Raw genomic sequence first — 11,866 nt, forward strand, 5'->3', positions numbered from 1 at the left:
TCAAGCACCCTTGATTATGGCAGGCCTGAGATCGGCGGTCTCGGGTCCAGCGTTCTGATCCGTACGATGAAGGTCATGACAGACCCCGACGAGTCTGCCCAGACCCCCGACCTGCCGGAATCCCGGCCCACCCGCCCACCGGCGGCCGAACTCGCCGGCGATGCGCTCCGCGGCGGTCTGATCGGTGTCGCCGAAACCATTCCCGGTGTCTCCGGCGGCACCGTCGCTCTGGTGACCGGTATCTACACCCGCCTGATCGGTGCCGGCAAGGCGCTGACCGACGTGGGCAGCGCACTGCTGACCCGGGGCGACTGGCGGGCCGCACTGCGCCGGGTGGACTGGTGGCTGCTGGTGAGCGTAGGGGTCGGGGCGGCGGTGACGGTCTTCGCGATCGCCGGGCTGATGAAGTCGTTCGTCACCGATCAGCCGGTCGCCGCGAAGGCACTGTTCATGGGCATGATCGCCGCGTCGGTGGCCGTTCCGTTCCTGGAGCTGGCGCCGGGGTCGCTGCGCACCCGGGCGGCGCGGCTGCGGGCCGCGGCCCTGTTCGCCGGCGGGGCCGCCCTGGCGTTCGTCCTCACCTCGCTGCCCCGGTCCGAGATCGAGGACCCGGCGTTGCCGCTGGTCTTCGTCGCGGCGGCGATCGCGGTCTGTGCGCTGGTGCTGCCGGGGGTCTCGGGCTCGTTCTTCCTGCTGGTGATGGGTCTGTATGCGACGACCCTGGGCGCGGTGGAGGACCGTGATCTGCTCTATCTGGCCGTCTTCGCCGCCGGTGCGGTCTTCGGCCTGGTCTCGTTCCTGCGGATCCTCGAGTGGGCACTGCACCGGCACCACACCACGGTGATGGTGGCCGCCGCCGGGCTGCTGCTCGGCTCGCTGAGGGCACTGTGGCCCTGGCAGGACGACGACGGCGCGGCGCTGGCGGCCGGCGACGATTGGCCGCTCGCGGTCGGACTGTTCGCAGTGGGTGCGGCCCTGGTCGCGGCGGTCGCGCTGGCGCAGCGCCGCCTCGCGGGCCGGGACGCGGCGGCCGCGGCACGGGGCCGCGACGGCGGCCGGGCGAGCCGCGAGCCCGTCGCACCTTAAGGAGCCTCCCAGGTTACGGCGGGTATCCTCGTTGCTCGTGACCCCGCTTCTGCATGCCGAGGCCGCCACCAACGTGGCTCTGATGCCCGCTTTCATGGATCCCTACAACCTCATCGGCTACTTCGGGGCCTGGGCGTTCTGGGGTCTGCTGCTGGTCATCCTGATCGAGTCGGGTGTGCTCTTCCCGGTGCTGCCGGGTGACTCGCTGCTCTTCGTGGCCGGACTGATCGCCGCCGGCGAGGCCGGTGAGCACGCGTCGAAGGTCGAGGGCGCGAACTTCCAGCTGTGGTCGCTGATGATCTTCGTGCCGGTCGCCGCGATCATCGGCGGACAGATCGGCTACTGGATCGGCCGGTACATGGGCACGTCGATGTTCAAACCGAACGCCCGCTTCCTCAAGCAGCGCTACCTGGACGAGGCGCACGCCTTCTTCGAGCAGCGCGGGCCGATCACCATCTTCCTGGCTCGGTTCGTACCGATCGTGCGCACCCTGGCGCCGATCGTCGCCGGTGCCGCCAAGATGCGTTTCCCGGTCTTCGTGATCTACAACGTCGTCGGCGCCATCGTCTGGGGTGCGGGCATCACCCTCCTCGGCTACTGGCTCGGCCAGTTCGAGATCGTGCAGAAGCTGATCGAGCCGATCTTCATCGCGATCGTGCTGGTGTCGATCCTGCCGATGGTCTTCGAGGCGATCCGCCGGCGCCGCAACCGGGGCAAGGAGATCCCGGTGCCGCTGCCCGAGGAGCCCCGCACCGACGAGGTCTGAGCCGGCCACCCGTCCGATAGACAGGAGTGTCGAATCGACCCGCTTACGGCGGGTCGATTCGACACTCTTACATCGGTCCCGGGCTGCGTCGACTCAGATCAGCGCGCCCACATCCTGTGCGACGATCTCGTCGAGTGCCCGCTCGGCGACCGCGGCGATGGTCATCGACGGATTGCAGGCGGCCGCGGTGCCGGGCAGCAGCGCGCCGTCGATCACGTAGAGACCGCGCTGTCCGTGGACCCGTCCGGCCAGGTCGCAGACGGTGCCCATGCAGGCACCGCCGAGTGCATGCCAGGTGCTGTTGGCCACCGCGTTGGTGTCGGTGAGTATGCCCTGCGGTCCGGCGATCCGGCCGGCCGTCCGATGAATGTGCCCCCACTGGATCGCGGCATCGCCGTTCTTGGGCCAGTGCAGGACAGCCTCGTCGGCCCGATCGGCTACCAGGCCTGCGAGAGATCGGCGTGGGCGGTGATCCAGGCGTGCATGACGATGCCCGCCGCCACCCCGGCGTTGATCGACCGTGTGGAACCGAACTGGGCGATGGAGACGGTGAGGTCGGCGGCGTCGACGGCGTCGGCGCTCACCCCCGGCCCTTCCTGACCGAAGAGCAGGACGCAGTCACGCGGGAGCTGCGTCTCCTCGAGCCGCACGGCACCGGGAGTGTTGTCGACGGCGACCAGGGCCAGGCCGTTGCCCTCAGCCCAGGCGTGCAGCTCGACGACCGTCCCGTGATGCCGGATGTGCTGATAGCGGTCGGTGACCATGGCACCGCGGCGATTCCAGCGTCGGCGCCCCACGATGTGCACCTCCGCGGCGAGGAAGGCATTGGCGGTGCGCACCACCGTGCCGATGTTCGCATCGTGACCCCAGTTCTCGATGGCCACGTGAAACCGGTGCCGGCGGGTGTCGAGGTCGGCCACGATGGCCTCCCGCGACCAGTACCGGTAGTCGTCGACCACATTGCGCCGGTCCCCCTCGGCGAGCAGCTGCGGGTCGTACCGGGGATCGGTCGGCACCGGCCCGCCACGCTCTCGGGCCCACGGACCCACCCCGACCGGCGGAGTGATGCCGGTGTGCCACTCGGTGGGCCCGGCGCCCTCGTCCTGCTGGACCGATTCCTGCTGGACCGATTCCTGCTGCGACGAATCCTGCTGCGACGAATCCTGCTGCGACGAATCGGCTTGGGGCCGTTGCGGTCCGGTCACTCGAGCACCGGCGTGCGGATCAGGCCAGACCGAGATCGGCCAGGCCCAGCAGCGAGCGGTAGGGCACCCCGAGGGCGGTGATCACCTCGTCGGCGCCGGTCGCCCGGTCGACCACGGTGGCCACGCCGACCACCTCGGCGCCGGCCTCGCGGACCGCCTGCACGGCCTGCGACGGGGAGGCCCCGGTGGTGGAGGTGTCCTCGACCACCAGCACCCGGCGGCCGGTGATGTCCGGGCCCTCGATCTGGCGCTGCATGCCGTGTGCCTTGGCCGCCTTGCGGACCACGAAGGCGTCGATCGGCTCGCCGTCGGCGTGCATGATCGACGTGGCCACCGGGTCGGCGCCCAGGGTGAGCCCGCCGACGGCCGCATAGTCCCAGTCCGCCGTCAGCTGGCGCATCAGCGCACCGATCAGCCGGGAGGCCTCGTGGTGCAGAGTGGCCCGGCGCAGATCCACGTAGTAGTCGGCCTCCTTGCCGGAGGAGAGGGTCACCCGGCCGTGCACCACCGACAGTTCGGTGACGAGCTCGGCCAGACGTGCCCGCTGGGCGGCGTCGACGTCAGGCATTCACTGCTCCCGCGGGTCGGGCGTGGGCGGCAGGTCCTGCCGAGGCACATCGGGGCGGGACTGCTCCATGGGCGGGCGGCGCAGCGGTGAGGGCCGGGGCGCGGGCGCCGGGCGGGGGCCGCGCGGATCGGCGGCACCCGGTCCGGCCGGGCGCGGGGTGGCGTCGAGCGCCGACGGCCGGCGGGCAGGTGCCGGCTCGGGGGCCGGTTCGGGCGACGGCGCAGCGCCGGTGGCCCGGCGTCGCCGCGCCTCGTCGCGCATCGAGTCCGTCTTCTCCTCCGCCATCCCGGCGGTGATCGGTCCGTGCGGATCGCGAGGATCGGGCGCGTCCTGCGGATCCACCGTCGGCGGCAGCACCCGCAGCAGGTCGGCGAACCGGCGGACCACGTCGAGGGCGGTGTCGAGTCGCTCGTCGTCGGTGGTCAGCGGCAGTGCGCCGAGCGCCCAGTTGCCTTCGTTCCAGAGGATCTCGATGTACGACGGCGCCGTGGTGGCCAGGGTGACCATCCGGCGGTCGCAGATCCGGCGGGCGGCGTCGAGATTGCTGGCGAACATCACCCGCGAGCCCATCGCGCCGAGCAGGTCCACATCGTCCTCGGCCGGTGCCAGCACGTCCTCGTACCGCAGATCCACGGTCACCGAGGAGGCGGCGGGCCGGCGCACGGCGATGATCGTCGAGGTCTCGTCGATGTCGAAGACGACGGTCTCGGCGCCCTCGTAGACGCCGTACGCCACATCGCGGACCTGCAGGTGCCCCGGGACGTCCATCGCTGCGCGGTGGAATGCGGTGCGCAGCTTGGCGTCGGAGTCGCGGAACTTGAAGGAGTGCTTCTCTCCCCACACCGCGCGCTGGTGATGCACCTGCTCGGACCGGTTACGGTCGAGCCAGAGCAGCACGGCGGCGCCCACCAGCGCGAGGGCCGCAATCACGAAGAAGATCACAGTGGTCATCACGGGTAGCCTACTATCCAGGGGCCCTGCGTGGGACTTCCGGGCTCAGCCGGGTCTCCCGGTGGGACGAGGTTCACGGACGCGCGAAAGGTGGCCAGACGGATGCAGGCAGGGCCGGGTCGCGCCGCGCAGGCGCTCGCCGACCGGGTCGACGCGGACGCACTGGTGGCACTGACCACCGCTCTGGTTCAGACGCCCAGCGTCAATCCGGGCGGCACCGAGGGCGCGGCGGTGGCCGTGCTGCAGGAGGCCTGTGAGCGGGCCGGCTTCGCGGTGACACTGCAAGAGGCGGCCCCGCAGCGCCCCAATCTGCTGGCCACGATCGGCGGTTCCGCCCCCGGGCCGGGCCTGCTGCTGCTGGGTCATTCCGATGTGGTGCCGGCCGGACCGGACTGGAGCGGCGACCCGTTCCGGGTGCGCCGCGACGGCGACCGGCTGATCGGCCGCGGCACCACCGACATGAAGGGTGGGCTCGCCGCCGCCGTGGCCGCGATGACCGTGCTGAGCGGGGCCGGCGAGCTCGGGATCGAGCTGTCCGGTCCGGTGCAGCTGGCGGTGACCGTCGACGAGGAGGAGCTCAACCTCGGTTCGCGGACGCTGGTCTCGGCGCCGCCGCCGCTTCCCTTCGCCGGCTGCATCGTGGCGGAGCCGACCGGCCTGCAGGTGGTGCGCGGCTGCCGCGGGGCCTCGTACCTCGACATCGAGATCACCGGCCGCGCCGCCCATTCCGGTCGCCCGTCCGACGGGGTCAGCGCCATCGAGGCCGCGGCCGCGGTGATCGCGCTGATCGGCGAGGATCAGGCGGCGATGGCCGCGCAGCCCGATCCGCTGCTGGGCTTCGGCACCTGGAACGTGGGCCTGATCTCCGGCGGACAGGGCATCTCGGTGGTCGCCCCGAACTGCTCGCTCGGCGTGGACCGGCGGCTCATGCCGGGCGAATCGGCGGCGGTGATCGCCGCCGATCTGGCCACCGCGATCAGTGAGGCCGGGATCGACGGCGACGGGGTCACGGTGACCGTCCGGCCCACCATGGAGATGCCCGGCTTCGCCACCGCGGCGGACCACCGGCTGGTCACCGCGACCGCCGACGCGGTGCGGGCGGCCGGCGGATCGTCGTCGGTGGGCGGCTGGAGCGCGGCCTGCGACGGCGGCTACATCGCCCGCGACTGGGGTGTGCCGACGGTGGTGATGGGCCCCGGCGACATCAACGGGCAGGCGCACCAGCCCGACGAGTCGGTGTCGATCACCGAGCTGGTGACCGCCGCCCGCGCCTATGTGCTCGCCGCAGTGGCGCTGCTCGGTTAGCTGCGGGGCGACCCGGCAAGGCGACCGGGTTCAGAACTCCGGCCAGTCGTGTTCCAGGGCGGTGAGGATGAAGTCGATCTTGGTGTCGGCAACCTCGCGCCCGGCCCAGGAGTCGTCCGGGCGGTAGAAGACGTCGGCGTCGCCCACCGCCTCGCGGAACACGTCCAGTCCGGTCTTGCCGCCGCCGTGCAGTGTCCGCATCGATTCGGCGCCCATATGCGAGGTGAAGACGGTGTCGCCCAGCATGTCCAGCGCGAACCGCGCCTGACCGGCCGTCTTCCCTTGCGCGGCAAGGTTGTCGGCGTAGGCGGTGAAGACGTGATCGATCCGCGTCGGGGCGATCGGGAAGGTGTACACCAGCCGCGACAGGCCCGGGTAGTCCTCGCAGACCCGCCAGCACTCGTCGGCCGAAGAGCCGCAGCGTCTGACGCCACGGGGAGCCCGGTTCGGGCAACGCGAGGGTCGAGCCGGCCTGATCCAGGGCGGCCAGGACCAGATCGTCGCGCGACGGGAAGATCCGGTACAGCGCCGCCGTCACCACTCCGAGCCGCTGGGCGACGGCCGACAGGGTGAACCGGTCGATGCCCTCGGGGACCGCGGCGGCCACCGCATCGTCGGCGGTGAACGCGGGTTTGCGGCCCACTTTCCGCCCGCCGGCCGCCGGGCCGGACGTGCGGGTCACCGGTGACTCAGGCATGAGATCAGAGTAGTCGCCGGAACTCGTCGACCGCTCAGGCGCCGGTGAGCTGCCACCCCTGGGCGTCGTGGAGCCGGCGCCAGAAGCGGGCATACGTTCCGTCCTGCGCGAGCAGTTCGTCGTGCGTGCCCTGTGCCTGCACCCGCCCGTCGTCGCCGAAGGCCACGATCCGGTCGGCGGCGGCGATGGTGCCCAGCCGGTGAGCGATCACGACGACCGTGGCCTGCCGGCGCAGCTGCTCGACGGCGGCGACCACATTGGCCTCGTTCTCCAGATCCAGTGCCGAGGTGGCCTCGTCGAGCAGCACGATGGGCGACTGTTTGAGCAGGGCGCGGGCGATCGCCACCCGCTGCCGCTCACCGCCGGAGAGCGCCTTGCCGCCCTCCCCCACCGGCGCGGTCCAGCCACCTGGCAGCCGCTCGGCGATCTCGGTGACCCCGGCCAGATCGGCGGCGGCCCGGACCGTGGTGGTCACGCGTCTCCCAATAAGTAAGGGTTGCCATACCCATTTCTGAAGTAGGTTCATATTGGGAGCCGGCCGGAGCCGCCCCCCCGGACAGCAACGGGCCGCCGGGAATGGAACCCGGCGGCTCGAGGACGGACGGCGAAGGGTCAGCGGTGGCCGGCGACCCCCGGGACCGGGATCTGGGCGCCGGTGACCGCCGCCGCATCCTCTGAGACCAGGAAGGCGACGACCTTGGCGATCGCCTCAGGCGAGACCCAGCCGGCCCGGTCGGCACCCGGCTGCGATTCGCGGTTGCCGGGGGTGTCGATCACCGACGGCAGGATCGCATTGGCCCGGATGCCGTCCTCGGCGTACTCGGCGGCGACGGCGCTGATGAAGGCCCACACCGCCGCCTTCGAGGTGATGTAACCGGCCGCTTTGGGGAACGGATTGAACGCGGCCTTGGCCGAGACGCCGACCACCGAGCCGCCGCCGGCCGCCGCGATCTGCGGGAGCGCGAAGTGGCTGAGCAGGTGCAGCGGACGCACGTTCAGCCGCATGAGGGCGTCGAAGTCCGCCACGGGGGTGTGGCCCACCTTCTCGCCCATGCCGAAGCCGCCCACCAGATTCACCAGCGCCGTGAGCGGGGCATAGGGATCACCGGACGCGGTTTCGACGACGGCGGCGGCGCCGGCCTCGTCGAGCAGGTCGGCCTGGACGGTGACCAGCCCCGGCGACGCGGGAAGCCGATCGAGACCACCGGGATCGGTGTACGGCACCACCACCCGCCAGTCGTCGTCGAGGAGCCGGGCGGTGACCGCCGAGCCCAATCCGCCGGTGCCACCAGAGACGATCACTGTTGCCTGCATGGTCCCCGATGCTAGCGCCACCGGCGGCCTCGTCGGCGGCGTCAGACCACGTCGCGGATCCGGAGTGCGACGCTGCCGCCGCCGCGGCGGCGCAGGCCGCTCGTCCGCAGCGCGATCCGCCCGGGCAGCCCGTACTTGCGGGCGATCAGCCCGGCGACGTGCTCCGGCGGCTCGATCACCGCCACCCCGGCCACCTGCGGGCCGGAGACGGTGCGCCCGCGCGCATCGCAGGCCTGCACCAGCACCCGGTTGTCCCGGCGCAGCCGGGACACCTTGGCCGAGTCGGCACCGGTCCACATGAGCAGGTCGTCGCCGTCGCGGACCGCCCAGAGCGGTGACGCCACCGGGCGCCCGGAGCCGCGGTAGGTGGTCAGGAGCACGTACTTCGCCTCGGCGATGTCCTTGACGGTGACGGTCATGGCTCGACGGTACGCGCAGCGAAGGGCCGCCGGTGGCCGCAAGCACCGATAGTCTGTGCCCATGGCGATCCGAGCGGAAGTGAGTGCCGAGGTCTCCGCTGCCGCCCGCGAGCGGCTCACCGGCCTCGGACTGACCCTGGTCGAGGAGCCCGTGGAATCCCCGTGGCGGGTGACCGGTCCGGCCGTGGGCACCTACCGATACGACGCCGGACCCGTTGTTCTGCAGGTGATCCCGGCATCGGCCGCGCCGCTGCGCGGACCCGTCGCGCTGCTCTCACCCACCGGCGCCGACACCGGCCTGGAGGCACACGTCGCAGCGAGCCTGGCCGCGGCCGCCGGCCGCAGAGTGATCCATCTGAACGCGTGCGGACGGTCCGCGTCCTTCGAGGGCGACGAACCCGCACGGGCGGCCGCCCGCGCGGCGACCGCCGGCTGGCGCGAGCTGCCGACGGCGCATCCGCTGCGCGCCCTGCACACCCTCGACAGCAGACCGGCGATGATCGTCACGCCCGCGGTTCCGGGAATCGACGGACCGTCCGGACTCCTTGCGGCACATCCCGATGCCGACGTCGTGGTGGTGCACGAGCTGATCACTGCGAGCTACGGACCGGAGCTGGCCGCCCAGTTCGTCGCCATGGTGGAGTTGACTCTCGGCATGCAGACCGGCAGTGCCGCCGCCGCGCCGCGGCCGGTCCGTGAGTCGGCGGCGTCCTCGTTCCGGGCGCCCTCCTTCCGGGCCTCCGACGTCTTCCATGTCCGGCTCACCGAGTCCGCCGCCGAGGTGACCAACCGGACCCGGCACCCCATCCGGGTCCGGCTCGGACTCGGTGACCGGCGGGCGCCGGCACAGGTCCTGGCCACCTGGCAGAGCCTGGTCCGGCCCGGTGCTTCGGCGGAGGTCGGGCTCGACGACGCCCCCGCGCTCGCCGGCATCGCTCGCCCGGCCGCGGAGCTGCGGCACTTCAGCCACGATTCGGCGGAGGTCTTCGAGGGCGGTGATCTGCGGGTGCTTCGGATCGAGCTCGCGGTCGCCGGAACCGACGACGAGGCGCAGCCGGACGGTGCGCCGCGCGAGTTCCCCGCAGGCAACGGTCTCGACTTCTCCCTGACCGCGCGGGAGCTCCAACGGCTCGCCGATCCGGCATCGGTTCCGGCGGTGCTGCCCGACTACGCGCCGCCGCCCGCACCACCGCCCGGGCAGCGAGATCCCTTGGGCGCCTTGACCACCGCGCTCGGCGTGGCGGCCGGTGCGGTCAGTTCTGTTCGAAGCGAACCCGGATCTTGACCAGCGCCGAATAGACGCTCTCGCGCCGGGCGAGGTAGGCCGAGATCTCGTCCGGTCCGGCGTCGTCGACCAGTGGTTCGGTGCCGACGGCCAGCACGATGTAGCGGCGGCCGATCGCGCAGCCAGTCCATTCGTCGGTCACCGGGTGGCTGAGCCAGATGCCTTCGGGAGTGCACAGTTCCACGCGCAGCGCCCGCAGTGAGGCGTAGAGGTGGTCGGTACCGATGGGCAGGATGTCGCCGTCGGCGTCGAGCCGTTTGAGTCCGAGTCCGGTGATCACCTCGGCGAGCGTCCCATCGTCGGCGGCGCCGACCGGATGGACCAGGGCGAAGGCGGTGGGCTCGCCGAATGGATTCGGGGCCGACCACACGGTCATGGCGGTCTCAGGGGCAGCGGAGTCACTCACCGGAACAACCCTACCCAGCTGTCCGGAAGTGTTACCCACCTATTCATATGCACTCCCGTCGTTGCGCTGACGCCATGTCCCAAACGTCGTATTTTCCGGATGTGTCCGGGGGGACGCATCCCACAGCTCTCCGGCATCCTGCATCGCCGATCGTTCTCGACCTCCGGAGGAATTGATGAGCAACGCTGATACGCCGCAACCGGTGCGCCCCTCAGACAACAAGGGCTGGCTGGACCTGGGCCCACGCGATATCTGGCGCGACCGGGAGAACCCCGACATCATGGTGCCGCCGGCCACCGACCACGGCACCATGGCGAATCTGAAGTACTCCTTCTCCGACGCGCACCAGCGTCTCGAGCAGGGCGGCTGGGCCCGCGAGGTGACCAACCGCGAGATCCCCGCGTCGCTGGACGTGGCCGGTGTGAACATGGCGCTCGAGCCGGGCGCCTACCGGGAACTGCACTGGCACAAGGAAGCCGAGTGGGGTCTGGTCCTCGTCGGCAGCTGCCGGGTGACCGCCATCGACGAGCACGGCCGTTCCTTCATCGACGACGTGAAGGCGGGCGATCTCTGGAACTTCGAGGCCGGTCTGCCCCACTCGATCCAGGGCCTCGAAGACGGTGTCGAGTTCCTGCTGGTGTTCTCCGACCCGGACTTCTCCGAGAACTTCACCTTCCTGCTCTCCGACTGGTTCGCGCACACGCCGCAGGATGTGGTGGCCGCCAACTTCCGCAAGACGGAGGGCGAGATCAGCGTCTTCCCGAAGCAGGAGAAGTACATCTTCTCCGCGGCGCTGCCGGGCCCGATCAGCGAGGTGAACCGGCCGGTTCCCGAAGGGACCGTGCCCTCCCCGTTCACGCTGCACATGGAGGACGTCGAACCGATCGAGTCGGAGGCCGGCCGCGTCCGGATCGTCGACGTCAACACCTTCCCCGCCGCCAAGACCATCTCGGCGGCCTTCGTGGAGGTGGAGCCGGGCGGCATGCGGGAGCTGCACTGGCATCCGAAGGCGGCGGAGTGGCAGTACTACATCCAGGGCGATGCCCGGATGACCGTCTTCGATTCGAACGGGCTGTCCCGGACCTTCGACTTCCACGCCGGGGACGTCGGCATCGTTCCGCTGGTCGCCGGTCACTACGTGCAGAACATCGGCACCGAGAAGCTGATCTTCGTCGAGGTCTTCAAATACCCCGAGTACTCGGACATCTCGGCCCGCAAGTGGCTGGCGTCGAACCCGGCGCAGATCGTCGCCGATCACCTGAACGTCACGGCACAGTTCGTCGAGTCGCTGCCCGCCGACGACAAGCCGGCGCCGGTGATCTGGTACGACCAGTCCAAGATCCAGGACTGACCGTGGCGCGCATTCTGATCGTGTTCTCCAGCTTGTTCGGCGCCAATGCCGAGCTGGCCCGGCTCACCGAGACGGCACTGACCGCCGCGGGCGCCGAGGTGCGCACCCGGCGGGTGCCCGAGGTGGCGCTCCCGCAGGACGTGCAGCCGGCCGCGGCGCGCGAGCAGCTCGCCACGCCCGCCGATCTGGACTGGGCGGACGGCTTCGTGGTCACCTCACCGTCGCATACGGGTCTGTTGTCGGCGTCGATCAAGGCGTTCATCGACGAGAACCACGACGCTGCGGTGGCCGGCGCCTATCTGAACAAGACGTTCACCGCGATGGCCACGTCGGCGTTCGCCCACGCCGGTCAGGAGCGGGTCGTCGACGACCTCAACGCTGTCGGTGCGGCGTGGGGCTGCGTGCTGGTGCCGCCGAGTACGGCGAGCGCCACCATGAACAAGCTCGACGGCAATCCGTACGGGCTGAGTTGTGTACTGGCACACGGCAAGATCGCGGACACCGCGGTCGCGG

Annotated in this window: 14 protein-coding genes and 2 pseudogenes; 6 read left to right on the top strand and 10 right to left on the bottom strand. The window is 71.0% G+C overall.

Going from position 1 to position 11,866, the window contains the following annotated elements:
- Positions 1–75 precede the first annotated feature (75 nt).
- Both ACJMNC_RS14520 and ACJMNC_RS14525 read left to right on the top strand, forming a co-directional pair.
- Positions 76–1,086: a DUF368 domain-containing protein gene (locus tag ACJMNC_RS14520; protein ID WP_408948671.1), complete on the top strand. Its 1,011-nt coding sequence runs from the start codon at positions 76–78 to the stop codon at positions 1,084–1,086.
- 82 nt (positions 1,087–1,168) lie between these two features.
- Complete coding sequence (locus ACJMNC_RS14525) at positions 1,169–1,852, top strand: DedA family protein (protein WP_408948710.1); 684 nt, start codon at positions 1,169–1,171, stop codon at positions 1,850–1,852.
- 93 nt (positions 1,853–1,945) lie between these two features.
- On the opposite strand, the pseudogene ACJMNC_RS14530 reads toward ACJMNC_RS14525, so the two are convergent.
- The 4 genes and pseudogenes from ACJMNC_RS14530 to ACJMNC_RS14545 form a co-directional block, all read right to left on the bottom strand.
- Positions 1,946–2,278: pseudogene (locus tag ACJMNC_RS14530) on the bottom strand (GMC oxidoreductase); the annotation flags it as partial.
- Between the two features lie 11 nt (positions 2,279–2,289).
- Positions 2,290–2,919 carry a TrmH family RNA methyltransferase gene (locus ACJMNC_RS14535; RefSeq protein WP_408948711.1) on the bottom strand — a complete coding sequence of 210 codons (630 nt, stop codon included), beginning with the start codon at positions 2,917–2,919 and terminating at the stop codon, positions 2,290–2,292.
- 157 nt (positions 2,920–3,076) lie between these two features.
- Positions 3,077–3,625 carry an orotate phosphoribosyltransferase gene (pyrE, locus tag ACJMNC_RS14540; protein WP_408948672.1) on the bottom strand — a complete coding sequence of 183 codons (549 nt, stop codon included), beginning with the start codon at positions 3,623–3,625 and terminating at the stop codon, positions 3,077–3,079.
- Positions 3,626–4,576 carry a hypothetical protein gene (locus ACJMNC_RS14545; RefSeq protein ID WP_408948673.1) on the bottom strand — a complete coding sequence of 317 codons (951 nt, stop codon included), beginning with the start codon at positions 4,574–4,576 and terminating at the stop codon, positions 3,626–3,628.
- 102 nt (positions 4,577–4,678) lie between these two features.
- Between ACJMNC_RS14545 and ACJMNC_RS14550 the strand changes: the two genes are divergently transcribed.
- Positions 4,679–5,881 carry a M20 family metallopeptidase gene (locus ACJMNC_RS14550; RefSeq protein ID WP_408948674.1) on the top strand — a complete coding sequence of 401 codons (1,203 nt, stop codon included), beginning with the start codon at positions 4,679–4,681 and terminating at the stop codon, positions 5,879–5,881.
- 30 nt (positions 5,882–5,911) lie between these two features.
- Here the strand turns inward: ACJMNC_RS14550 and ACJMNC_RS14555 are convergent, their stop codons facing one another.
- The 5 genes and pseudogenes from ACJMNC_RS14555 to ACJMNC_RS14575 all read right to left on the bottom strand — a co-directional run bounded on the left by ACJMNC_RS14555 (position 5,912) and on the right by ACJMNC_RS14575 (position 8,311).
- Positions 5,912–6,238 carry a hypothetical protein gene (locus ACJMNC_RS14555; protein WP_408948712.1) on the bottom strand — a complete coding sequence of 109 codons (327 nt, stop codon included), beginning with the start codon at positions 6,236–6,238 and terminating at the stop codon, positions 5,912–5,914.
- 175 nt (positions 6,239–6,413) lie between these two features.
- Positions 6,414–6,671: pseudogene (locus tag ACJMNC_RS14560) on the bottom strand (hypothetical protein); the annotation flags it as partial.
- Positions 6,613–7,053 carry an ATP-binding cassette domain-containing protein gene (locus ACJMNC_RS14565; protein WP_408948675.1) on the bottom strand — a complete coding sequence of 147 codons (441 nt, stop codon included), beginning with the start codon at positions 7,051–7,053 and terminating at the stop codon, positions 6,613–6,615. The pseudogene ACJMNC_RS14560 and the gene ACJMNC_RS14565, both read right to left, overlap by 59 nt.
- A gap of 137 nt (positions 7,054–7,190) precedes the next feature.
- A complete protein-coding gene (locus tag ACJMNC_RS14570) occupies positions 7,191–7,892 on the bottom strand; it encodes an SDR family NAD(P)-dependent oxidoreductase (RefSeq protein ID WP_408948676.1) in 702 nt (233 codons plus the stop codon).
- Positions 7,893–7,933: 41 nt separating this feature from the next.
- Positions 7,934–8,311 (bottom strand): PPOX class F420-dependent oxidoreductase, encoded by a 378-nt coding sequence (locus ACJMNC_RS14575; RefSeq protein WP_408948677.1) that lies wholly within the window; start codon positions 8,309–8,311, stop codon positions 7,934–7,936.
- Positions 8,312–8,372: 61 nt separating this feature from the next.
- On the opposite strand from ACJMNC_RS14575, the gene ACJMNC_RS14580 reads away from it, so the two are divergent.
- A complete protein-coding gene (locus tag ACJMNC_RS14580; RefSeq protein WP_408948678.1) occupies positions 8,373–9,596 on the top strand; it encodes a hypothetical protein in 1,224 nt (407 codons plus the stop codon).
- On the opposite strand, the gene ACJMNC_RS14585 is transcribed toward ACJMNC_RS14580, so the two are convergent.
- A complete protein-coding gene (locus tag ACJMNC_RS14585) occupies positions 9,565–10,002 on the bottom strand; it encodes a hypothetical protein (protein ID WP_408948679.1) in 438 nt (145 codons plus the stop codon). The two genes, ACJMNC_RS14580 and ACJMNC_RS14585, sit on opposite strands and share 32 nt — an antisense overlap.
- Positions 10,003–10,177: 175 nt before the next feature.
- Here ACJMNC_RS14585 and ACJMNC_RS14590 point away from each other — a divergent pair, with 175 nt between their 5' ends.
- Positions 10,178–11,353 (top strand): cupin domain-containing protein, encoded by a 1,176-nt coding sequence (locus tag ACJMNC_RS14590; RefSeq protein ID WP_408948680.1) that lies wholly within the window; start codon positions 10,178–10,180, stop codon positions 11,351–11,353.
- Between the two features lie 2 nt (positions 11,354–11,355).
- On the top strand, positions 11,356–11,866 hold a 511-nt coding region (locus ACJMNC_RS14595), incomplete at its 3' end, for a flavodoxin family protein (RefSeq protein ID WP_408948681.1).

It is taken from the genome of Gordonia sp. VNK21 (assembly GCF_046098115.1).
Taxonomy (GTDB): Bacteria; Actinomycetota; Actinomycetes; order Mycobacteriales; family Mycobacteriaceae; genus Gordonia.

What these genes read in the sequence shown, in the direction of transcription:
- ACJMNC_RS14590 (WP_408948680.1), top strand. Translation starts at nt 10,178, where the DNA reads ATGAGCAACGCTGATACGCCGCAACCGGTGCGCCCCTCAGACAACAAG.
- ACJMNC_RS14520 (WP_408948671.1), top strand. Translation starts at nt 76, where the DNA reads ATGACAGACCCCGACGAGTCTGCCCAGACCCCCGACCTGCCGGAATCC.
- ACJMNC_RS14545 (WP_408948673.1), bottom strand. Translation starts at nt 4,576, where the DNA reads ATGACCACTGTGATCTTCTTCGTGATTGCGGCCCTCGCGCTGGTGGGC.
- ACJMNC_RS14580 (WP_408948678.1), top strand. Translation starts at nt 8,373, where the DNA reads ATGGCGATCCGAGCGGAAGTGAGTGCCGAGGTCTCCGCTGCCGCCCGC.
- pyrE (WP_408948672.1), bottom strand. Translation starts at nt 3,625, where the DNA reads ATGCCTGACGTCGACGCCGCCCAGCGGGCACGTCTGGCCGAGCTCGTC.
- ACJMNC_RS14575 (WP_408948677.1), bottom strand. Translation starts at nt 8,311, where the DNA reads ATGACCGTCACCGTCAAGGACATCGCCGAGGCGAAGTACGTGCTCCTG.
- ACJMNC_RS14525 (WP_408948710.1), top strand. Translation starts at nt 1,169, where the DNA reads ATGCCCGCTTTCATGGATCCCTACAACCTCATCGGCTACTTCGGGGCC.
- ACJMNC_RS14570 (WP_408948676.1), bottom strand. Translation starts at nt 7,892, where the DNA reads ATGCAGGCAACAGTGATCGTCTCTGGTGGCACCGGCGGATTGGGCTCG.
- ACJMNC_RS14550 (WP_408948674.1), top strand. Translation starts at nt 4,679, where the DNA reads ATGCAGGCAGGGCCGGGTCGCGCCGCGCAGGCGCTCGCCGACCGGGTC.